The organism is Streptomyces sp. NBC_01288 (genome assembly GCF_035982055.1).
Taxonomy (GTDB): domain Bacteria; phylum Actinomycetota; class Actinomycetes; order Streptomycetales; family Streptomycetaceae; genus Streptomyces.
Genome location: NZ_CP108427.1, coordinates 1,212,625 through 1,233,893, shown reverse-complemented (window position 1 = coordinate 1,233,893; position 21,269 = coordinate 1,212,625). Strand labels below are relative to the sequence as shown.

The window sequence follows — 21,269 nt, the reverse complement described above, 5'->3', positions numbered from 1 at the left end:
CAGGTGACGGTCCATGAAGCGCAACGGGTGAGGCCCCCGGGCTGTTGATCGAGATGTCTGACGTCTCAACCACTCTGCTCGGGGGCCTCGTTGGTCATCTATCCTGCCGCACTCGACCTGCCCCATGCGCTCGTGGAGTGGGTGACGATGCTCATCGTCACCCGTGAGGGTGACCGGCGCTGCAAGCTCCGCCCGTCCCAGCGCGCGATGGTGGCACTGGTGTACCTGCGCGAACACACGACCCTGGCGAAGATCGCTGCCGGGTTCGGGATCAGCGAGTCCACCGCCCACGCCTACACCAGCACGGTCATCCGCCTGCTCGCCGACCGTGCACCGGGCCTGCTGAAAGTCCTGCGCGAAGCCGATGCGGACTTCGTCCTGCTGGACGGCACGCTCGCCGAGTGCGACCGGGTCGGCGACGGACGGGCCGACTATTCCCACAAACACCGCCGGCACGGGGTGAACGTGCAGGTGGTCACCGACCCGGGCGGCCGGCTGCTGTGGCTCTCACCCGCACTGCCGGGCCGATCTCACGACCTGACCGCTGCCCGCACCCACCGGATCATCCGCATCTGCGAGCGCCAGGGCGTCCCCATCCTGGCCGACCTCGCCTACCAGGGCGGCGGCCCCTGGGTGAGCACCGGCATCAAACGCAAGCCCCTGCAGGAACTCACCCTCACCGAGAAGACCCTCAACCGCGCGCTGTCCGCGGCCCGGGCACCGGTCGAACGCGGCGTCGCACGCCTGAAGTCCTGGCAGATCTTCCGCAGATCCCGATGCAGCCCCAACCGCATGACGTCAATCGCCAAAGCCATCCTCACCCTGGAGCGGCAACGCTGAAGAAGCTCAGTGGTGCACCTGGTACGGACAGGAGCACCTCTCGCTCCAGGACATCGCGGACCGCGATGGAACAAGCCTCGCCACCATCCGGCTCGCATTCATCAACAACGGCGTCTGTCTGCGCCCGGCTGGTTCCTACCCGGGCCGTCCGAGGAGAAAGTGACGGCGCCGACGCTGCCGACCAGCTCATGGCCACGTTCCTGAGGCAGGGGCCCGGCATCGTCGTGCGACAGGCTGGAGAGCCGCAGCCGGACGGCTGCGGGTCGCCCGAACTGCGGCCACATGCTCGCCAGGTGTCGGGCTTTCGCCTTCGCCGTCAGGCCATTCGGGTCACTGTGCGCGACGGACGGATCAGACGGTGAGTGGCCGTTCCAGGGGGTGTTGGGCGGGGAGGGATGCGGTGCGGTGTGCGATGTGGCCGAAGGCCATGAGCGTGAAGATGTCGCCGAGGACGGGGATGCGGAAGACGAACGGGCGGGGGCCGATGGAGTCGGAGATCGAGTCGATGCTTCCTTCGCTGTTCTGCCGGGCCATCAGGTAGGTGATGCCGGCGGCGGCCGGTTCGGGGTCCGGCTGGTGGCACAGGGCGATCAGGGCGTAGGCCGTGCTGACCGGGTCGCTGGCCGATCCGGGCTGCTGGCCCCAGCCTCCGTCGGGGTTCTGGGTCCGGAGGATGTGGTCGAGCGCCCGCGTCCGCAGTACGTGCGCGTGGGGCGCGTCGGACGGGGAGACAGCCAGTACGGCACGGAACATGCAGTGGAGCCTGCTGGCGCTCCAGTCCGGCGGGAAGGTGCCGTCCGCGCGCTGCCCTGCGGCGAGGTAGGCCAGGGCGCCGTCGAGGACGGCGGGGTCGCGGGGCGGCCGGCAGGAGAGTGCGTTGATCGCGGCGGCGGTCATGCAGACCTCGGAGGGAGCGCCGCCGACGTATGTCGGGAAGCCTCCGTCGGGGCCGCGGGTGGCGAGCAGTGCCTGGCGTCCGCGTTCGACGGCTTCTTCGTGGGTGGGGTCGTTGTGGGTGTGGAGCAGTTCGAGGACGACCGAGGTGTCGTCGGTGTCGGTCACGTCGGCGATGTCTGTGACCGACCAGCCGCCGTTGGGTTTCTGCCGGTCGACGAGGTTGTCGGCGATGGACTGAATGACGTCGTCCGGCGCGCCGGCGGCCAGGAGTGCCACACCCGCGGTCGCGGTGCACCAGGTGTCCGTGTCGGTAAAGAAGGGGATTCCGCCGTCGCGACGCTGGTGCTGGAGGACTTGGTCCACTCCGTCCCGGACGAGGGTTTCGTGTCCGCCGAGTCGGTGCAGTGCGTGCAGGGCGGACAAGTGCACCAGGAGGTTGCCCTCCCAGATCTCCTTCCGGTTCTGGGTGGACACCAGCAGGTCGATGTCACGGTGTTCGATCCGGTGCCGTGCGCCTGACGCCGTTGCCCAGATGACCTTCACGGCGGTCGTCTGGGTCTCGGCCCAGGGGTGCAGCCCGGCGTTGGAGAAGGCCGTGTGGTCGGGCTCCGCTTCCATGCCGATCTTCGCCCCGCAGGCGATGAGGAAGGTCTCGAAGGTGACGCGTTTGCGCCGGCTGGTGAAGGTGGGTGCCTGTGCGATGTAGGCGTCGAGGTCGACGGACGGGCTGTCGGACGGGCTGCCGCATGCTGCCGCGATCAGTGCCTGGTCGAGAGGTCCGGCCGACGTCCTGCGGCGCTTCAGGTACCCGGAGATCCTCTCCGCCTGGTCGCTCCGGCCGGGGCAGGAGCGCAGGAGTGCCAGCGTGAGTGCGGATTCCAGCACGCGGCTCTGGCAGGGTTCGCGGACTCCTCCGTCGGCTTCGACGCGTTCGATGACGTACGTCTTGAGCCGTTCCATCGTGGTGCGCCAGCCGACAGGGAGCGCACTGCTGGGCCAGGGGGTCTGATGGGCGGGTGTCGGGCGAACGCGCATGGGAGCACCTTTCGGAGGCGGAGGTGGTCGGTCCCGGGCGGGAGAAGGCTGGAGCAGACGGGGGCGCGTGCGGTGCACGGCCGGCCGTGACGGTGTGCCACGCCGTATTACTCCGGCGGGTTGCGGAGGGCTGTCAGCGCGGTCAGTTCGTCGATGCGGTCGATGACCTGCCAGGCGTGCGGGCGCAGGGGGGCGTTGTGCGGGAACGCCATGAGGACGCCGCGCCCCGTGCAGTGGAACATCCGCAGGTCGTACACGCTGTCACCGGCCACCAGCACCCGGCTGGGATGCAGTCGGTGCCGGGTGCAGAAGTCGTGGAGCTGGCGGTGCTTGAGCTCGGCGGCGTCGATCGTGAAGCCGACCGAGGCCAGCGCGTCGGTGTCGTCGAAACCGAGGTGGACGTTGCTGTACCAGTCGGTGACACCCAGGCGCGCTGCCATGGGCTCCACGTAGGTGTTGAACGAGGCGGAGATCAGCCCCACCCGCAGCCCGGCCCGCTGAAAGCCGCGGATCATCGGTGTCACCGAGGGGCGCAGTCTGATCGTGGAGAACACCCTCTCGACGGTGGTACGGCCGACACGGCCGCTGGAGGTCAGCAGGGCCAGCAGGCGCTGGTCGGCGACGGCCTGGCTGATCCGGCCGGACTCGGACTCGCCGATCAGATCGGTCAGCCGCTGCTGTGGGATTCCCAGGGCCGCCAGGAGTTCGGCGGCCGAGTTGTCGAGTGTGAGCGTGTCGTCCACGTCGGCGATCACCGCGTCGAACAGGCGGCGGTGTCCTTCCGGCGGGGCGGGCGGCGGACCGGCCCGATGCGTGACCGTGTCGGGGCAGTTGAGCGGCCCGGTCATGGCCGTACTCGCAGAGCGGTCAGGGCGCGCAGGGGGAACGTCGGCCGGTAGACGGGGGTGGTCTCCGGCGCCGCCGACAGCTTCGGGAAGCGGGTGGCCATCTCTTCCAGCGCGATCCGCAGTTCCGCCCGGGCCAGGGCGGCGCCCACGCAGTAGTGGGTGCCCCGGCCGAACGCCAGATGAGGAGCGGCAGGCCACCGTGCGGGCAGGCACCGGTCCGGGTCCGGGTACCGGCCGGGGTCGTGGTTGCCGGCTCCGTACAGCAGGAGCACCCGGCTGCCCGCGGGAAGCGCACGGCCGGCGACGGTCACCTCCCGCACCGCGGTGCGGTACATCCCGACCACGGGGCAGTCCAGCCGTAACCCCTCTTCGACAAGGTCGGCGATCGGGACGGTGCCGTCGACCAGCGCGGCCCAGCCTCCTGGTGAGCGCAGTTGGGTCCGGACGATGATGGACAGCGCCTGCGCCAGCGTGGTGTGGCCGGTGATGATCAGGGTCGGGATCAACGAGGCCACCTCGTCCGGCGAGAGCCGGTGACCATGAGGGCTCTCGTGCAGCATGGTGCTGATCAGGTCGTCGCGCGGAGCGGACAGCCGCTGCCGCGTCAGCTCCCTGGCGAACCCGCCGAAGGCCCGCAGCCCCGTGGCGTACTCCCGTAGCCGCTCAGGGGTGTGGTCGCGGCCGACCATGAGCTGAACCTTGTGGTCGGACCACCGCAGGCACGCCTCGTGGTGCTCGTCGGGGATGCCGAGGAAACGCAGGATCACCGTCAGCGCGTACGGGAGCGCGAACTCGGTGATCAGGTCGAACTCCGAGGCGGCGGCGAGCGGCCGCAGCAGATCCGCGGCCGCGGCCCTGATGCCGGTTTCCGCGGCCTGCAGCGCCCGCGGGGTGAACCCCGCGTTGATCACGGACCTGACCCTGGTGTGTTCGGGCGGGTCCATCTCGCCCAGCGACGCCGACTCCCCGCTCCAGGTACTCAGGATCTCCCGCACGTCCGGCGGCAGATCCTTCAAGGGCCGGGGTTTGTGATCGCGGGCGGAGAAGTCTTCGTCGTTGCGGAGGATCGCGGCGATGTCGTCGTACGCGGTCACACACCATGCCTGCAACGGGGGAGAGTGGAAGATCCGGCCATGACCGCGGAGCCGGGCCAATGCGCCGTAGAGGTCCTCGCGATCATGGTTCCAGGGATCGAACGCCAGGGGCGGCGCTTCATCATCGGTTGACCATCCTGCCAAGGAACCCTCCGGACAGATGACCTGGGGACGTAGCCCGTCGGATAGAAGATGTGGCCGTGCCGGGCGACGCAGCACCCGGCCGGGACTGGTCGGCCCTGTCAGCGATCCTCACACGGGGCCCGCGGGACATCCCCCTCACGACAACCACCAAACCATACGAAGGGGTGACATTCCCGCCCTCGTCAGCCGTGATGCCCCTCTGCCGGCGAAGGGGCAGAGGGCCGAGGAGCGTCACCGGAGTCAGCAGGTACCTGGACGCGGTCCTGCCGGTGAAGGGAGCCGCGAGCCAGAGGCGGGCCCCGGCCGTAACGCCTTCACCCGACCGACCGCGCCGGGCAGTTGCACCGGCTGACCGACATGGGCCGCGACCGCGGCCACCTGCACCACGTACGCGGTCACCGCGCCCGGCTGGGAGAGGTCAATTCCGGGATCCTCACCACGCAACTGGGACTGCTGCCCTCCTGGATCGAACGCCGCAACACCATCGCCCGCCGGTACTCGGATACCTTCGCCGAACTGCCGGTCGAGACGCCGATGGTCCAGGACGGGTAACCGACGACTGCCATGGCGTAGGTGTGGGCGGTGCAGACGGATATGCCGAGCCCGGTGGCGATCCGCGCGGGCGGGTCGTACCGGCGAGGTGGACCAGGGCGACGAGAGCGCGCTGGTGAGGCGGGAGTCTGCAGCGGCGGTCACCCCTGACCGGGTGACGATGAGCTGGCTACCGTCGATCCGAGCGAGCCGTTACGGGGTCGACTCACCGTGCGGAGCCATGCGCTAAGAGCGTGCTGGCCGGACTGGTCCCGTCTGCCAAGGGGAGTAGGCGCCGTCGCGGCGGGTTTGCCCTGTGCCGGCACAAGGGATGCATCGGCCGTGTTCTCGATGCCTGTGCCCTCGCGCTGGGAATCCCTACGCCGGCAGTTCTCCGCCGACGGCTACGTCGCCCTGCCCGGGCTCACCAGCCCCGCCGTGCTGGCGAAGCTCGGAGAAGAAGCACGCCAACTGGAGGCCGACGCGGTACGGCGGGACTTCCGCATGGAGTGCATGGCGGACAGCCCACGGCACATGACCACGCTCGGCGGACACCGGATCGCCGACGCCTCACCACTCATCACGGGTCTCTACGAGGACCGGGAGCTGATGCGGCTGCTCTCCTCGCTCCTGGGCGAGACGGTCGTCCCCGTCCACGACCCTGTCGAACGGCACGTCCTGAACGTCCTGCACCGCCCCGGCGACACCCACGGCGCGCACACCGACGACTACCCGCTCGCCCTGGTCCTCTTCCTCGAAGCCCCGCCGCACATCGCAGACGGCGGCCTGCTGGAATACCACCCCGGCCGCGAAGACCTCAACGCGCTCGACGCACCCGGCGCCCGGCGCGCACACCACCGGCCGGGTGACGGCTACCTCCTGCGCAGCGACCGCACCGCCCACCGCGTCACCCCGCTCGGGCGTCCAGGGCTGCGGCGCGCCGTATTCAACTTCGCGTACACCACGCCCGACCGCCAGGGCGCGACCACCTCGTCCGCCTCCCTCCTCTACGACTGAGGCCCAGCCCGGGCATCAGTGAGCTTCTTCAGCGTTGCCGCTCCAGGGTGAGGATGGCTTTGGCGATTGACGTCATGCGGTTGGGGCTGCATCGGGATCTGCGGAAGATCTGCCAGGACTTCAGGCGTGCGACGCCGCGTTCGACCGGTGCCCGGGCCGCGGACAGCGCGCGGTTGAGGGTCTTCTCGGTGAGGGTGAGTTCCTGCAGGGGCTTGCGTTTGATGCCGGTGCTCACCCAGGGGCCGCCGCCCTGGTAGGCGAGGTCGGCCAGGATGGGGACGCCCTGGCGCTCGCAGATGCGGATGATCCGGTGGGTGCGGGCAGCGGTCAGGTCGTGAGATCGGCCCGGCAGTGCGGGTGAGAGCCACAGCAGCCGGCCGCCCGGGTCGGTGACCACCTGCACGTTCACCCCGTGCCGGCGGTGTTTGTGGGAATAGTCGGCCCGTCCGTCGCCGACCCGGTCGCACTCGGCGAGCGTGCCGTCCAGCAGGACGAAGTCCGCATCGGCTTCGCGCAGGACTTTCAGCAGGCCCGGTGCACGGTCGGCGAGCAGGCGGATGACCGTGCTGGTGTAGGCGTGGGCGGTGGACTCGCTGATCCCGAACCCGGCAGCGATCTTCGCCAGGGTCGTGTGTTCGTGCAGGTACACCAGTGCCACCATCGCGCGCTGGGACGGGCGGAGCTTGCAGCGCCGGTCACCCTCCCGGGTGACGATGAGCATGGTGACCCACTCCACGAGCGCATGGGGCAGGTCGAGTGCGGCAGGATAGATGACCAACGAGGCCCCCGAGCAGAGTGGTTGAGACGTCAGACATCTCGATCAACAGCTCGGGGGCCTCGCTCGTTGCGGTGCGTGGACTGTCACCTGATCGGTGGCCAACTCGAAGAAGCTCACTGTTCCAGGCGGGTGGCGGTGCGCTGGGTGTGGCGAAACCGTGGCGGGCTCCAGTCGACGAGTGAGTCCGCTGAACTGTGGATCTCAGCACGACGCCATAAGTGGTGCTGATATGCAGTCAGCACGGAGAATATGGCGCGGTTTTTGAGAACCTACAGAAGGTTGTAGGGATTCATCGTCCATGTCTTACGGCGCTCTTGTGACCTGCGACTTCGCGCGGTGTCTCACGGAGTGTCGGCAGTGAGCCGTCTCATTGCGATGTCAATTCTTCGAAGATCTGCCATCGTGAAGGTCAGCCGCGACCGGCAGAGGGTGCCGCACCATGGCACGGCACCCTCTCGGTTCGAGCGGATCAGAGTTGCTGTCCCGCCCAGCAGTTGTTGTCTACGAGGTCCTCCTCATCCGTCGCTGTGGCATTTGAGCTGTGCGTCGATCTGCGTGGCGGTTCTGGCACCGTCGCGGGTCCAGTACTGGCCGTCGGGTATATGGGCGGCTTTGATCTTGCGGATGTTGAACACATCCCCGGTGCCGTCATCGGCTCCGGGGAAGGTGACGGAGATGTCGAGGTTGGTCGGCAAGGTCCTGGGCTGTGTTCCTGGACTCGCCTTCAGGAAATCGTCCGCCTTCCACAAGGTGACCGCACCGCGCCTTCCTTCGGGAGTCTTCGGGCCGCTCGCCCGCCAGAGCAGCTTTTCGGAGTCGCTGTTGTATACCTCGACCGTTCCCACCTTGTCCGTTGGGCAGGTGGGCATCTTGACTGAGATGCGGGAGTCGTCGATCCGTATGCCGGTCAGGATGATCGTGGCCGGGTCGGACATGCTGTAGGCGCCGTACACCCAGGTACCCGCGGCCACGAGGACGGCCAGTACGAGTACCGAGCCCCCCACCGCGAAGGGCCACACGGGTACTCTTCGAGGTTGGCTCAGCATGGATAGCCGCCGTCCGTCCAGTTCGCGCGACGCTCCCACTTGTTGTGGCATGCGTTTCGCCCTGCCCGCATGTATATGTAGGCGAAGCGCCATCCGTATTTCATCCACTGCTTTTTGTGTTTGTTTTCGTGCCGGATCCGGGGTTTGGACGTGTAGTAGCTGTTGTTCCAGGTGAAGTACGTCGTACCGAGCGTGGTTCCTCCGCGGGCGTGGAGACCGTAGCCGCCGGTGCACACGCGCATACCGTAGCGGTACCGGCATCGGTAGCCGAGGTAGCGGGACCCGACGTAGGCCAGGCCGACGCCGACAATGCGCGCCTCCTGGCGGTTGTTCCACCGGTTGGCGGCCCGGTAGAAGCGCTTTCCGTAGTGCCACGCCAGCTTCGCGCCGACGCTGACGTGGAAGCCCCAGAACCTGCCGTCGAGGTCGTAGCGGTTGATCGGGTCGCCGCCGCAGTACTCATAGGCGTTGGCCGAGCCGCCAGGTACGGGGTCGATGGACAGGAAGCGTCCGGTGGCGGGGTCGTAGAGGCGCACGCCCATGAGGGTGGCGCCGGTGACCGTTTCGCTGGAGCGCTGCTTTTCGCCGAGCCAGCCGTAGCGGTTGGCCGTGGTGTCGCCCTGGGGAGTGCCGTACTCGTCGTAGGCGAGTGCGGTCAGGGTCTGGCTGGTGTCCAGGGGGAGTTCCACGGTGACATCGCCGTGGATGTCGGCGAGGATCCGACGTCGATCCGACATCAGACATGAGAATCCGACACGAAATTTGAGACCCTACATGCGTGTCCTCGTGCTGGAAGCAGCCGCAGGAGGCTGCGAACACGTCGATCAGATCGCGGGGCGCTCCGCGGTCGGTGAGGGCCCTGACCTTGGTCCCGAGCACCTTCTCCTTCCAGCCGCACTCCGGCATTTCCGTCACGCGGCTGCCCGGGTGAGGGAGTCGAGCTGGGGGAAGGCGTCCTCCCATACGGTGCGCACGGTGCGGCCGACCAGGGTGCGCAGTACCGGCCACAGCTGGAGAAGTAGGTCGTGGTTGACGTAGTGGGGAAGGCCGTCGCGCAGACCCTCGTGCAGGACGGTGCGGTACAGGCCCATGCGCTGGCGGGGCTTGCCCAGGTCGTATGAGGTCATCCCGGACCAGGCCAGGTGCAGCGATCCCCGATCCCTTGGGACGGGCCGTGCAGCTCGTCCAGAGATTCCGGCAGGCGCCGTCGGAACTTCTCCCGGTACAGCGCGAGGTCGTCGGAGACCTCGCCCGACAGTTCGCTCTGCGCGGGGATGGATTGTTGGTTGTGACGCTCGTTTGACGCTCTGGGCTCCCGCACGCGGGGCAGTGAGCGGATAAATCGCCTCTGACCTGGGCTTTTTCGTGACCCGTCCAGGCCGACATCGTTCCGATGGCGCACCATGTGGAGTGTGTTGCGATCCTTGAGCCGGTGGCAAAGGTGTCCTGACCTGCTGTTTTGTGCGTGTGCGGTATGTGTAGTATGGGCGTTACGGGCGATATCTTGACGCTGAAACGACGCTCGTGACGCTCGTTCTGATGGGGCGTCAGACGCATTGCGTCCCTGGTCAGGCGATGTTACTGCTGTACCGGAACACCTCCGCTCGCGCGGAGCTGACTCCCGCACCGGCCGCGGGCTCGATCACGTCACCGGAACACCTCCGCTCGCGCGGAGGTGTTCCACCGGCGGTGCCCAGGTCGGACGGGTCGGGGCTGTCCGCTCCGCTCTCGCGGAGGTGTTCCGGACGGAGCCACCAGCAAGGTCGTCGTCCTCAAGTCCGCTCCGCTCTCGCGGAGGTGTTCCAGTACGAGAGCAGGCGGTCTCTCGTACTGCCCCGTCCGCTCCGCTCTCGCGGAGGTGTCCCGAACCCGCGCACCGCCGCACAGGCAATCGCGAGTTCCGCTCCGCTTCCGCGGAGGTTTTCCGGAGCCGGTGTCGTCGGGGTGGCGTTTTCAGCGGTCTGCTCTTACGGAGTTCCGGGGCATGCGCCCGCTGTCTGCCGCCGATTCGCGTCCGCTCTGTTCCCGCACGACCCAAAATCGTTGACCGCAGCAATTGCGCGTCGGCGCGTCGCGATCGCGACAGCTGGCTGTTGTTGTTCAGATGGCCGTGGAGGCGTCGGGGTGCCGGCGGGTGGTTCTGACTGATGGCTTCACGGCATCACGTGGGAGTTCTCTGGCTCCGCTTGCTGAACTGGACGGGGACCTGAGTGAGTAGCCCTGGAATCAGCACGACGGTGGTTGAAGTGGGCGCGCGGGTATGCGCGCGATACCGATCCCTTGCGCCATCTTCCATGCATGTCGAGTCCGTGTCATCGGGCACCGCATGCATTGCAGTCGTGCCTGATGAGATGAAGTTCGTACGGACCTGGGTGAGCGGTGTGTTGGGTCCGTTTGGGCTGACGGGGTCGGCGTTTGGACTGTCATCTGTTGGTGGAGTGCCGAAGGGCCGGCTCGCGTTGTTGTGGGGCCGGCCCTTCGGGTTCATTGCGGTGGGTGTGTCAGGTGTAGTAGCCGCTGGAGTCGATGACGAGGTCGGTGGTGCCGGTGCTGTCGTTGTAGAGGGTGATGGATCCGCTGGTGTCGGTGAGGGTGGGGGTGAGGGTGAGGTTGGCGAGGGTGTCGCCGGTGCCCCAGTTGATGTTGCTGGTGGCGGGTTTGCCGGTGCTGGTGGGGTAGACGGTGGCGTTGCCGCCGGCTGTGGGGCCGGTGATGGTGATCATGGCGGCGATGGTGGGTGTGGTTGCCGTGGTGACGTGCTGGGTGGTGCTGCTGTTGAGGGTGTAGGTGCTGTTGGCGGCGACGGGGCTGGTGGATCCGCCGATGCCGCTGCGGGTGTCGACGAGGCGGGTGGGGTTGATGGTGTGGAATTTCTGGCCGGTGGTGCTGGTGGTGTAGTAGCCGGAGATGTCGGCGAGGACGGCGCAGTTCCTTGCCATGAGTGCAGAGTGGACTGTCAGCGTCTTTGAGTTGCCGCCTTTTGTTGGTGCGGGTGAGCTTTGTAATGGGGCGCCTTGTGGTCGGTCAGGAGCCATAAGGTGGGCGAGTGGCAATCCACTTGATGGCGGAGGTTAGCGATCTTTCGGATCTGTGACTCGGAAAGCGCGGTGGGTTGGCTCCAATTGCGGCGGCAGATCGTGTGCCGGATTCTTCTGCTGGAGCCACCTGCCAAGCAGTGGATCAGATCGGGTGCTTAGAAGGCGCCTGCTCTGTCGCGGTGGCGGCAGTCGAGGGCCGCGTTCTGGTGTAGGAGGAGATTGGCAGTCGGTGAGCCGTCGACGTGGTGGAGTTCCGCTTCAACGTTCAGTTTTCGCCGACCCTCTGTGCCCTCTTTGGGGACCGGCCCGGCGGGTCTCCTGCGCGTGACTTGCTGCTGTGATCAGAAACGTCCCTCGGATGCGAGCGGAGACTGGGCGCCCTCGGCAGGTGCGAACCTGCTGGCAAGTGCTCGGGGGGCGCCTGTTGTATCCGTCACGTGGGCATCCCTGTTGGTGGCTATGCCCGATGTCCATAACACGGGATCGCCGGTTGGCCAAACCGGCGCTTCTCCTGATCATTGTCTGCGTTCGTTGACGGACATTGCGATCTCCTTGTCTGCGGTGGGGCATCTTCAGCGCGTCGCTGGTGAGGTCAGCTCCTGCCAGACGATGTCTGCCTGCCTGCCTGCCTGCCTGCGTGCGCGCGGGAGTGAGGGAGAAAGCGCCTGGCCGGTCTGGGGACCAGAGCTGGGGACCAGTGCATGGTGCACGCGGTGGCCTCGCGGTGTCGGTGTTGATGAAGAGCATGCAAGTGATGAATCGGCGTCCTTCAAAGATTGGACGAGGCGCCGTTCTGGTGCCTGGAAGGGGTAGCGCTGTTGCGGGGTTCGCGTTGTCGAGGAGCAGAGTCGGGGGGACTTGTGGGTATCGAGCTGTCGTTGGCTGACGTTCCGCTCGGGCCGTTCGAGGGCTCGTTGGTCACTGTGTATTCGGCCAGGAGCAAGGCGGCCAATCTGCACGTGTCGAGGCGATGCGGACAGTTGCGCACGTCCGATGTGAGGACTACCGACGTGCCGCTGGAGACGGCGATGTTGCGGCGGCTGTGTTCGCGATGCGCGGCATGGGGTGTCTGGGGCCGGCCGGGTACCGGGCTGGGTATGTTCTTCGGGGCTCTTGGCGGAACGGGGTTGTTGTACCAGTTGCAGTCCTACGTGAAGCCGGACGAGGAGGAACACTGGTCCGACCGCGAGGCACGGGAAGCCGCCGAACTCCTTCGCACTGAACAGGATGTCGACCCCGATGATGACGAGGAGGAGGTGGAAGGCGGCATATCGCGGTGGGAGGCACGTGAGGATGCAGAGGAGCTGCGCGGTCTGATCTTTGCCCACTGGCGCGGCGCGGGACGGAGTCTGCATCGGGCACAGGCCACCCTTGCTCACTTTCCATGGCTGGAGGAGTGGGCGAAGCCGTCACTGACGGTCAAGACGCGGTACCTGGAGCCGCTTCGGTCTCAGGCGGCGCGGTTTGTAGACCCGGAGGAGCTTGTCGTGGCTGCTGCCGCAACGGCACTCCCTGTGCCCGAGCTTCCGCACGCGGATCCAGCTTTCGCGGTGCTCGGCGGCAACAGCCGGGTGTCCAGGGCACTGGTGGACCTGTGGCACCGGTGGCAGAGCGCGGCCGAGCGGCCCTGGGAAGGTCCGGGGACGCGTGCATACCTCTCGTACGACATCGTGCGAGGCATTCGCAGCAATCGGAAGGGCTACGACGAGGCCCGAGCCGAGGCAGCGCGCCTGATCGCCTCCTGGGAGGAACAGGCCCAGGCGGCAGCGACGCCGGCCGACCGGGCACCGAGATGCCGGCTGACGACACAGATGCCGGAAGCATCCGACGCCATGCCGCGTCACGGTGCCCGGGATTTCCTGGACGGGCTGGATACGTGGACGCTCGGTGTGCTGCTCACGTGGACCGTTGATGCCGACTGGGGGAGCGGCGTCCTCACCCTGGAAGTGCCTGATCTCGTCGCCGAACGGCTACTGAGCCCGGTGAGCAGCCTTCCGTGCAGTCCAGCCGCCGCGGCGCCGGATCTGCCCGAACCTGACCGCAGTTCGGGAAGGCAGCCGGGCATCGTCCGGCCGGGTGTCTTCGATGACACCCCGGTCTTCGACCGGCGTCCGGTCACCCTCGATCACATCCGTGCGCTGCACACACTTGGGCCCGCTGCCGACGAGCTCTACCTTGTCTTCTCTGCGAGCGGGGGAGCGGAAGTACTGCCTCCGGACAGCATCGAGAAGCGGCTGGCCAAGGGGTGGCTGGGCGTCCTCATCGCAGGGGCCCGTGACCTGCCCGGAAGCGTGCTCGGCCTGCAGGAGCTGGAACAGAGTCCCGAGCCGGAAGCGCGTGAGGCCCAGCTGCCCGGTCGCGGCCAGGACGTCCACGATCCGAATTTCGGCGAAGGACTGGGTCTCGCCGAGGGCACACGCCGGACCCTCCGCCAGACGTATGCCACCGAAGACCGGAACCTGAATCTTCGCCTGCTCGCCCTGGCGCGCGGCGCGCACGACCTACGAAGCCTGGACGCCGGACAGCCTGGCGGGCTGCCAGTGGCCGTATGGCACGGCCTGCTCACCGAGGACCGCCTCAGCCTCGCACCTTTCCGGCAGCCCGGCAGCGACCGTTGGCGAAGCGGCAGCGGCCTCCCTCTGGGACCCTTGGCCGCAGTCCAGCTCTACACCACCAACGCCAGCCCTCTGATCGAGGGCAAGGGCCACTCGCCGCTGTGCCGGCACGCACACGAACGCGCGGTCGTGGCCGGCGACGACCTCCTCACGGTCGCCGACCTCATGGCGCGCACCGACTTCGACTGGTGCAGCAAGTGCGGCGGCTACGCCATGCGCAGGCTCACCGACACCCAACTGTCCTACTACCGTGCAGCTCACCAACTGCACGGTATGAAAGGGCGACTCGACGGCGGGAGCGGAATTCCCGACACCGAGATCTCCACGGTGATCGCTCGCCTGGACGAACTGGCGGCCTGGCACGCGGATGATGAAGCAGAGTGGTGCGGCAGTGATTCCTGGCAATGGCAGAACACCATCCGCGAGCTCAGGCGGCGAGTCGCGAGATCTCACACCGTGACCGCCCCTGGCGAACCCGCCTCCTGACCAGGCGACGGTCCTCGGACGTGCGTCGCGGATGCCCCGTCGGCGATGACACAAGCGTCTCCTCCAACTCGGAAGATTTCAAGTCCAGTGAGACGGTCGTGACGCTATGAGGTTTGTGGTGCGGACTCTCTGCGTTTGGCCGGGTCGTTGATCCATGCCTGCTGAGGTATCCGGGGTGGTCGGGGGCGGCGGCCGAAGCGTTCGGGGTGGCAGGCGTAGGCCTCGGCGAGGGTGACGGCACGCTGGTCGCGGACCTCCTCGGCGGTGCCGAAATGCACGCTGGCCGGTGTGTGCCAGCCGATGCCCGAATGCCGGTGCTCGTGGTTGTAGTACGCGATGAACGCCTCGAACCACTCACGGGCATGGGCCAGCGAGTCGAACCGTTCGGGGTAGTCGGACATGTACTTCGTGGTCTTGAAGTGGGCCTCGCTGTAGGGGTTGTCGTTGGAGGTCTTCGGCCGCGAGTGCGACCGGGTGACGCCGAGGTCGATCAGCATCTGGGAGACCTTCTTGCTCGTCATCGAGGTGCCGCGGTCCGCGTGGACGGTCTCGGGCACGATGCCGTTGCGTGTGATGGTCTCGCGGATCAACTCCTCGGCCCGCAGCGCTGATTCGGCCCGCTCGACGGTGTGGCCGACGACGTAGCGGCTGAAGATGTCGATGATGACGTAGGCGTGATACCAGATGCCCTTGGCCGGTCCGGCCGCCTTGGTGATGTCCCAGGTGAACACCTGCGAGGGCCCGGTGGCGACCAGCTCGGGCACCGTCTTCGCCGGGTGGGTGGCCTGGCGGCGGCGCTCGCCGGACTGCCCCTTCTCGCGCAGGATCCGGTACATCGTGGAGACGGAACAGTGGTAACGCCCGGCATCCAGCTCGCGGGCCCAGATCTGCGCGGGCGGCATCTCGGCGTACTCGTCGCTGTTCATCATCTCCAGGACCGCCGCCCGCTCATCGGGTGTGAGGGATGAGGGCTGGACCTGCGGTTTTCTGGGTTTTCGCTCGGTCGGGGGCCGCAGCCGGCGGTAGTGGGTGGCCCGGGAGCGGCCGGTCAGCCGGCACGCGGCCGTGATGCCCAGTTCGCCCTGGACACCGGTGAACGCGTCGTCGAGCACCGGTTCGGCGGCAGCGTTCAGTCCGCGCTCTCGGAGATCATTTCCAAGAGCGCGGAAGCTTTTCCCATGACTTCCAACGCGGCCTTGTTCCGGGCCAGTTCCTTCTCCAGCCGTTCTACCTGGCGGCGCAGTTTCTCGTTCTCCGCCTCGGCGGCAGGCTTCTTCGGCCTCGCCGGACTGGTGCGCTGGTCGACCAGCTTCTCCAGGGCCCCGGCATCCCGCGCGGCCCGCCATTCCTTGACGTGCGAGTGGTACAGGCGCTCGCGGCGCAGGACTGCGCCCTTCTCGTTCTTCGGGGCGGCGTCGTACTCGGCCACGATCCGCAGCTTGTACTCGGGGCTGAAAGTGCGGCGCTTCGGCCGGGGCGCCGGGTCGGATCCGGCGGGCGTGGTGCTGGTCATGAGGGGGTGGTTCTCCTGTCGTGCCCTCTCAGGCTAACCCGACAAAGCGGGATGTCTCACCCAAGGCTGACAGAGAGGGACTGGGCCGAAAGCTCGGCGAGGTTGACTTGGGGACCAGCTCTGGGGACCAATGGTCGCTGCATGGATCTGCCTTTCGGCGGTGGCGGAGACCAGAGGAAAGAGGGAATGCGCCCCAGCGGCCGACCTCCTGACCGACAGCAGCCCTTGGGCCTCCTCGTCAGGGTGGGCGCCTTTCTTCGCTGGAGGTCGCCGATCCGCTCCTCATGAAGTTGAGCCGTCGTCGAGAGGCTTACGGAGTGCAGGTGCCTGAGCCGATGAACTGGCGTGTTCCGGTGTAGGGGTCGAAGACGGCGACGGCCCAGTGGGTGTAGTTCCAGGTTTTGTTGCTCTTGAACTCGGCGGTGAGTTTGCCGCAGAGGGCCTTCTCGGCGGCACCTTTGAGGTTGGACTGCGAAGCGCGGCTGGCGAATCGGCTGTTGGGGTCGTCGGTCCATACGTACGCCGCTTTTTCGACAGGGTCGAAGCCGAGGTTGATGCCGTCGTTGACGGTGAGGGCGTCCTCGTTCGTCGTGGTGGTGTCGGTGTTCCAGGTGGCAACGATGGCTTTGACCGTGGCGTCGGCGATGCGGATCTCCGCCTTGTCGCTGCTGGGAATCTCAGCCGTGGCCATGCCGGATTCGTCTCCGTACCACTGGCCGGCTACCTCTGTGAAGCATCCGGTGGTGGCCTCTCCGAAGCCGATAGCTGCTGCATCGAGGTCTCCGTCGGATGTCTTCCAGTTGATGGAGAAGCGGCCGTAGGGCCAGGTGCTCGGATCGTTCTTGAGGTGGTGCGCCAGGGTGGAGCAGGCCGCCATCTCCCCGGCCCTGCGGAACACGTCCTGATAGGTGTCGGGCAATTGCGGCACTGGCCCACCGGTCACCATGACCGTCTGGGCCCGCTGGTTGAATGTGATGGTGGGTTTCATGAAGTCCATGTCCTTGGTCGCCAGCATGGACGTCATCCGGTCGCGGATCGCCGTCTCGGCGTCCCGCTCCTCGGTGGTGTTGGCGGTGGTGCTCGATCTCCATTCGTCGGCAGATGGCTGGGCCTCGTCGGCGGCACGGGTGTAGGCAGGGGTGGGCACCCCAGCTAGCGGATCCGTCGGGATCCTGATCGTGCGTGGATCGACCGCAGGCGCGGTGACGGTTTCGCCAGGGGCGCCGGAAGCCGCGCCTGCGGAAGCAGCGAGTGCGGAGGGTCTCCCTGAGGACGGCGCCGAAGTGGCGGTGCGCTCGGGCGTGATATCCACGTCCGCCCGGTCGCTCCTGCTGTAGAGAGTGACGATGCCGCCTGTGATGGCAGCGCCGACTGTCACCGTTGCGACGGCGGTGATGAGCGCCCGCCTACGGATGGGAGCAGCGGTCAAGTGCCAGGCAGGATCTTCCACGCTGGGCAGGTTCCACTCGGTGGTGAGGCAGTCGCTGATGTGCGTGGGTTCCGCTCTGGCGTCGGCGCCGAGGACCTGGGTTGCCTGGTCGGCCAGCAGTCGCGCACATTCCTCTGCTGCCGCGTCGGCGATGATGCGCTCGGCAGGGCTTTTCGCGAGCGCCTTCATCAGGGGCTCGTGCAGTTCGTCGGGAAGGCCGTCGAGATCGGGTTCCTCGGACATGACCCGGTAGGCGACAACGTCAGGAGCTCCAGTGCCGAAGGGCAAGCGTCCCGTGGCGGCGTAGGCGACCAGCGCGCCCCAGGCGAACATGTCGCCCTCGGGGCCAGCGGAACCTGTTCGGTACTGCTCGGGGCTGATCCAACCAGGGGTGCCGGTCACGACACCGGTTCGGGTCACGGAGGTGCCGTCAGAGGCATGAGCGATGCCGAAGTCCAGGACACGGGGGCCGGCCGGGGTGAGGATGACGTTCTGGGGTTTCACGTCCCGGTGGACGACGCCGGCAGTGTGGATGGCGGCGAGGGCCTGGGCGGTACCAGTGGCAAAGGCGTAGAGGGTGCCGCCGGTGAGTACGCCGTGGCTGGCGAGATGCTGATCGAGGGTGAGCCCGGGGGCGTAGGCGCTGGCCAGCCAGGGATTCTCGGCATCCGGGTCTGCTGCGAGAAGAGGTATGAGGCACGGCCCCTGCACTCGGGCTGACAGCTGGACCTCTCGGCGAAAGCGGGCCCGGAACTCGGGGTCCTCGGCCTGCGCGGGGTGAATCACCTTCACCGCGACACGCTGGCCGGCCGGATCGAGACCGGCGTGAACGGTACCCATGCCGCCCGTGCCGAGACGGCCGACGATCCGGTAGGGGCCGACCTGCTTCGGGTCACCAGAGCGGGCAGGCTGGACCCGCGTCTCTGCGCGAGCGATGCTCACAGGGTGTTCGTTCCTCTTCTGCGATGGAGCGCCATGAGACTGGACGCACGCCCGTGAACGGAGCCCCCAGCCTTAGGAACGGGATCGTATCGGCAGACTGCCGCAGCGAGTCGGGCAGTTCGCAGCTTCGTTGTCGCGAGGACGCTCCACGGAGTGGCCTGGCGACAGAGCTATGACATGCGGGTGGGGACCAGTTGGGGACCACACGGTGTGCGCGATGGCGCACGGCGGAGCCTTGGACGCACAAATCGCATCCAGATTAAGCCTGTTATATCCAGAAAATGCCCCCGACCCTCACTCCTGGGGGTCAAGGGGTCGCAGGTTCAAATCCTGTCGTCCCGACGGTGTGAAGGGTCTTCGCAGGCGAGAGCTTGCGGGGGCCCTTTTCGTATGGGGCGTTTCTCGTCTCCGGGGTTGAGTGCGCCGCCTGCCGCGCGGGCCGCGCCCACCAGCGCGGCGTCCCCCGCGGAGCCGGCGGGTCTGATCGCACGAACTCCGGGAGGCGGCGGATCCGTGCGGGCACCCGGGTCGTCCGGTGTCCAGCCCGCGGCCGCGAGACCGGTGGACAGGGCGGGGGCGACCAGGTCCCAGGAGCGGGCGATGGAGCCTCCGACGACCAGGGCGGTCGCGCCGAAGTCCAGCATGCGCGGGCCCACCGCGACGCCCAGGGTCGTGAAGACGTCGTCCAGCACCCGCCGGGCCCGCCCTTCCCCCGCTCCGGCCCGTCCGGCGATGTCGTGGACATCGGCGGCGGGGTCGCCGTAGCGGGCGAGGATCGCCCTGCGGGAGACCGTGTCCTCCAGCGGTCGGCCGTCGATCTCGGTGAGGTCCATCCGGCCCTCGGGCGGTATGCCGGGACCGGTGTCGCGGATGCGGCCGTCGGCGAGGAACGCCGAGCCGACACCGGTGCCGAGCGTGATGCCCACGGCGCGGCGGTGTCCGTGGACGGCGCCCGTGGACCACTCGCCGGTCAGGAAGGCGTGGGCGTCGTTGAGGAACACGATGTCGCCGGGGCGCTGTCGTAGTCCGTGGAGGAGTGCCGCTCGCATGTCCGTCCCGTACAGGGACTCGAACTTGCCCACGCCCCTGAAGAGGGCGATCCCCCTTGCGTAGTCGAACGGTCCGGGCACCGCCACGCCCCACCGCGCGCCAGGAGGTACCGGCAGCCCGTCGGCGCAGTCGCGTACGCGGCCGAGTATGGCTTCGGCGTCGCCGTCCGCGTCGAGTGGCTCGCGCGTACGGCTGGAGACGCGGCCGTCGCGCGGGTCGACGAGCGCCGCGGTGACGTGCGTACCGCCGATCTCCAGGACAGGGATCAACGGACCAGCGCCTTCACGACGCGCACCGGGCCGTCGACTGCTGCCCGCAGGGTGTAGCGGCCTACCGCGGCCGGCACGGTGAGCGTCTCCGCGTAGGCCAGTTCGTGCCGGTCTCCGGCCGCCGTGTGCACCGTGACGCCTTCACCTTCGACCACGTTCAGGATGTGGAACCGTCCCTGCGTGTCGTCGTCGGCCTCGGCCCCGGCGTCGAGCACGAACCTCCTGACCTCGTAGAACATCTCGGGCAGCGCGCCGATGACCTCCTCGCGCCAGCCGGTGCCCTCGCGCAGGGTGCGCGGCTTCTGGACCAGGTCACGGGCGACGGCCTCCCCGCGGCGTCCGGTCTCCAGGTTGGCGAACCCGTGCTCGTAGGGGAGGGGGCGCGGGTTGCCGTCGGTGCCGGGCCGCAGCCAGTCGTAGAACCTCAGGCTGTACAGGTAGGGGGTGGCGCTGATCTCCAGCACGAGGTTGCCCGCGCCGCTCGCGTGCGGGGTGCCCGCCGGGATCATGAACAACTGGCCCTGTTCCGCGGGGAAGGCGAGGACGTGGTCCTCGGGGTCCATGGGTACTCCGTCGGTGATGGACCGTTCCACCTCCTTGCGGAAGACGTCCACGTCGGCGTCCTCGCGCAGGCCGAGGAACACCTTGGTGTCGGTGCTGCCGAGGGTGAGGTAGTACGTCTCGTGCTGGGTGTACGCCCAGCCGAAACGCTCGCGCATGTACGGCTCCTTCGGGTGGCAGTGCACGGAGAGGCTGCCGCCGCCGACGGTGTCCAGGTAGTCGAAGCGGATCGGGAAGGACGTGCCGAAGCGGGCGTGTGCCTCTGCCCCCAGCACGCTCAACGGTTCGAGTACGCACAGGAGTTGGAACGGCACCTCGGCCTGGGCCTGCGGTCCGGTGCCGATGAGGATGCCGGCCTCGGGCGCGATCAGTTCGTAACCGAGCGCGGTGTTGCGGGAGTCGGGGTTGAAGCCGAGCTCGCGCTGGGCCCAATGACCGCCCCAGGGAGTGGAGTTGAAGTACGGGCGGGTGCGGACGGGCTGGTGGGCCAGGGCGGCGTACGTGGCGCGCAGGCCCGCTCCGTCGATCCACGCCGGGTGGTCGGGGTGCTGGACGTCGAGCCAGGCGTCGAGGCGGGGTGCGAGTGTGTCGCGGTGCCGGTCGAGCATCGGCCAGTCGATGTAGAAGAGGCGTCTGAAGTCGGGCTTCTCGTCCGGCAGTCCGAGGTTGGAGCCCTGCTCGCCCGCTCCGACGGCGGCCTCCGCGTAGCGCTTGGGTACGTCGGCGTACCAGAGCAGGTCGTGCTCGACGAGGGCGGCGCCGGGGCCGTAGACGAGGAGCAGGCCTGTCTGTGGTGGTGTGGGGACCGGGAGGGTCTCGAAGAGGTCGTCGAGGGGGTTGTCGGCGAGTTTGCGGAAGTACGGGTCGTCGGCGTCTGCCAGGTGTTCGGTACGGCTTCTGACGCGTGCCGGGGGTGCGTAGTGGCTCCGGATGTCGAGCAGGGTGACGGGGGTGCCGCGGTCGGTCAGTTCGTGTGCGAGGCGATCGGCGAGGAGGGGCCAGTCGACGGACGGGGGGCCGTCGATGGCCAATACCGTTGGGCCGGTGGGGAGTTGGGAGGCGACCGCCTGCCAACCGGCGTGGAGGACGGTCTGGGGGGCGGGGGCGTAGCGCGGATCGAGCCGGTACACGGGGTT

At 67.8% G+C, this 21,269-nt stretch carries 16 protein-coding genes and 2 pseudogenes; 4 read left to right on the top strand and 14 right to left on the bottom strand.

Annotated features, from left to right (window positions below; translation table 11 throughout):
• Positions 1 to 90: 90 nt before the first annotated feature.
• Complete coding sequence (locus OG194_RS05545) at positions 91 to 840, top strand: transposase family protein (protein WP_327399711.1); 750 nt, start codon at positions 91 to 93, stop codon at positions 838 to 840.
• 351 nt (positions 841 to 1,191) lie between these two features.
• On the opposite strand, the gene OG194_RS05540 is transcribed toward OG194_RS05545, so the two are convergent.
• The 3 genes from OG194_RS05540 to OG194_RS05530 form a co-directional block, all read right to left on the bottom strand.
• Positions 1,192 to 2,772 (bottom strand): prenyltransferase/squalene oxidase repeat-containing protein, encoded by a 1,581-nt coding sequence (locus OG194_RS05540; RefSeq protein WP_327399710.1) that lies wholly within the window; start codon positions 2,770 to 2,772, stop codon positions 1,192 to 1,194.
• Between the two features lie 107 nt (positions 2,773 to 2,879).
• Positions 2,880 to 3,620 carry an HAD family hydrolase gene (locus OG194_RS05535; RefSeq protein ID WP_327399709.1) on the bottom strand — a complete coding sequence of 247 codons (741 nt, stop codon included), beginning with the start codon at positions 3,618 to 3,620 and terminating at the stop codon, positions 2,880 to 2,882.
• On the bottom strand, positions 3,617 to 4,714 hold the full coding sequence (locus OG194_RS05530; protein ID WP_327399708.1) for a cytochrome P450: 1,098 nt from the start codon (positions 4,712 to 4,714) through the stop codon (positions 3,617 to 3,619). The genes OG194_RS05535 and OG194_RS05530 overlap by 4 nt, the downstream gene beginning before the upstream one ends.
• Positions 4,715 to 5,215: 501 nt before the next feature.
• Here OG194_RS05530 and OG194_RS05525 point away from each other — a divergent pair.
• Positions 5,216 to 5,410 carry a DegT/DnrJ/EryC1/StrS family aminotransferase gene (locus OG194_RS05525; protein ID WP_327399706.1) on the top strand — a complete coding sequence of 65 codons (195 nt, stop codon included), beginning with the start codon at positions 5,216 to 5,218 and terminating at the stop codon, positions 5,408 to 5,410.
• On the opposite strand, the pseudogene OG194_RS05520 reads toward OG194_RS05525, so the two are convergent.
• A pseudogene (locus OG194_RS05520) lies at positions 5,410 to 5,555 on the bottom strand (transposase family protein); the annotation flags it as partial. The gene OG194_RS05525 and the pseudogene OG194_RS05520 overlap by 1 nt on opposite strands.
• A 185-nt stretch (positions 5,556 to 5,740) precedes the next feature.
• On the opposite strand from OG194_RS05520, the gene OG194_RS05515 reads away from it, so the two are divergent.
• Positions 5,741 to 6,406: a HalD/BesD family halogenase gene (locus OG194_RS05515; protein WP_327406984.1), complete on the top strand. Its 666-nt coding sequence runs from the start codon at positions 5,741 to 5,743 to the stop codon at positions 6,404 to 6,406.
• A gap of 28 nt (positions 6,407 to 6,434) precedes the next feature.
• On the opposite strand, the gene OG194_RS05510 is transcribed toward OG194_RS05515, so the two are convergent.
• The 5 genes and pseudogenes from OG194_RS05510 to OG194_RS05490 all read right to left on the bottom strand — a co-directional run bounded on the left by OG194_RS05510 (position 6,435) and on the right by OG194_RS05490 (position 11,169).
• Positions 6,435 to 7,184, bottom strand: a complete 750-nt coding sequence (locus tag OG194_RS05510) for a transposase family protein (RefSeq protein WP_327399705.1) — start codon at positions 7,182 to 7,184, stop codon at positions 6,435 to 6,437.
• Between the two features lie 515 nt (positions 7,185 to 7,699).
• Positions 7,700 to 8,119, bottom strand: coding sequence for a hypothetical protein (locus OG194_RS05505; protein WP_327399704.1), 420 nt, complete (start codon positions 8,117 to 8,119; stop codon positions 7,700 to 7,702).
• A 104-nt stretch (positions 8,120 to 8,223) separates the two neighbouring features.
• Complete coding sequence (locus OG194_RS05500; protein WP_327399703.1) at positions 8,224 to 8,967, bottom strand: RHS repeat-associated core domain-containing protein; 744 nt, start codon at positions 8,965 to 8,967, stop codon at positions 8,224 to 8,226.
• A 174-nt stretch (positions 8,968 to 9,141) separates the two neighbouring features.
• Positions 9,142 to 9,506: pseudogene (locus OG194_RS05495) on the bottom strand (hypothetical protein).
• Between the two features lie 1,225 nt (positions 9,507 to 10,731).
• On the bottom strand, positions 10,732 to 11,169 hold the full coding sequence (locus OG194_RS05490; RefSeq protein WP_327399702.1) for a hypothetical protein: 438 nt from the start codon (positions 11,167 to 11,169) through the stop codon (positions 10,732 to 10,734).
• Positions 11,170 to 12,128: 959 nt separating this feature from the next.
• Here OG194_RS05490 and OG194_RS05485 point away from each other — a divergent pair.
• Positions 12,129 to 14,369 carry a hypothetical protein gene (locus tag OG194_RS05485; RefSeq protein WP_327399701.1) on the top strand — a complete coding sequence of 747 codons (2,241 nt, stop codon included), beginning with the start codon at positions 12,129 to 12,131 and terminating at the stop codon, positions 14,367 to 14,369.
• Between the two features lie 104 nt (positions 14,370 to 14,473).
• Here OG194_RS05485 and OG194_RS05480 read toward each other — a convergent pair whose 3' ends face one another.
• From OG194_RS05480 to OG194_RS05460, 5 genes are all read right to left on the bottom strand, one after another.
• Positions 14,474 to 15,481, bottom strand: a complete 1,008-nt coding sequence (locus tag OG194_RS05480; protein ID WP_327398716.1) for an IS3 family transposase — start codon at positions 15,479 to 15,481, stop codon at positions 14,474 to 14,476.
• A 17-nt stretch (positions 15,482 to 15,498) separates the two neighbouring features.
• A complete protein-coding gene (locus OG194_RS05475) occupies positions 15,499 to 15,882 on the bottom strand; it encodes a hypothetical protein (protein ID WP_327398715.1) in 384 nt (127 codons plus the stop codon).
• A gap of 310 nt (positions 15,883 to 16,192) precedes the next feature.
• On the bottom strand, positions 16,193 to 18,253 hold the full coding sequence (locus OG194_RS05470; protein WP_327399700.1) for a serine/threonine protein kinase: 2,061 nt from the start codon (positions 18,251 to 18,253) through the stop codon (positions 16,193 to 16,195).
• Between the two features lie 323 nt (positions 18,254 to 18,576).
• Positions 18,577 to 19,572 (bottom strand): ROK family protein, encoded by a 996-nt coding sequence (locus OG194_RS05465; protein ID WP_327399699.1) that lies wholly within the window; start codon positions 19,570 to 19,572, stop codon positions 18,577 to 18,579.
• On the bottom strand, positions 19,569 to 21,263 hold the full coding sequence (locus OG194_RS05460; protein ID WP_327399698.1) for a class I mannose-6-phosphate isomerase: 1,695 nt from the start codon (positions 21,261 to 21,263) through the stop codon (positions 19,569 to 19,571). The genes OG194_RS05465 and OG194_RS05460 overlap by 4 nt, the downstream gene beginning before the upstream one ends.
• Between the last annotated feature and the right edge of the window lie 6 nt (positions 21,264 to 21,269).

Excerpts from the sequence above, each read along its gene's own strand:
- OG194_RS05490 (WP_327399702.1), bottom strand. The coding sequence starts at position 11,169 with ATGGCAAGGAACTGCGCCGTCCTCGCCGACATCTCCGGCTACTACACC.
- OG194_RS05500 (WP_327399703.1), bottom strand. The coding sequence starts at position 8,967 with ATGTCGGATCGACGTCGGATCCTCGCCGACATCCACGGCGATGTCACC.
- OG194_RS05540 (WP_327399710.1), bottom strand. The coding sequence starts at position 2,772 with ATGCGCGTTCGCCCGACACCCGCCCATCAGACCCCCTGGCCCAGCAGT.
- OG194_RS05515 (WP_327406984.1), top strand. The coding sequence starts at position 5,741 with ATGCCTGTGCCCTCGCGCTGGGAATCCCTACGCCGGCAGTTCTCCGCC.
- OG194_RS05525 (WP_327399706.1), top strand. The coding sequence starts at position 5,216 with ATGGGCCGCGACCGCGGCCACCTGCACCACGTACGCGGTCACCGCGCC.
- OG194_RS05475 (WP_327398715.1), bottom strand. The coding sequence starts at position 15,882 with ATGACCAGCACCACGCCCGCCGGATCCGACCCGGCGCCCCGGCCGAAG.
- OG194_RS05535 (WP_327399709.1), bottom strand. The coding sequence starts at position 3,620 with ATGACCGGGCCGCTCAACTGCCCCGACACGGTCACGCATCGGGCCGGT.
- OG194_RS05505 (WP_327399704.1), bottom strand. The coding sequence starts at position 8,119 with ATGTCCGACCCGGCCACGATCATCCTGACCGGCATACGGATCGACGAC.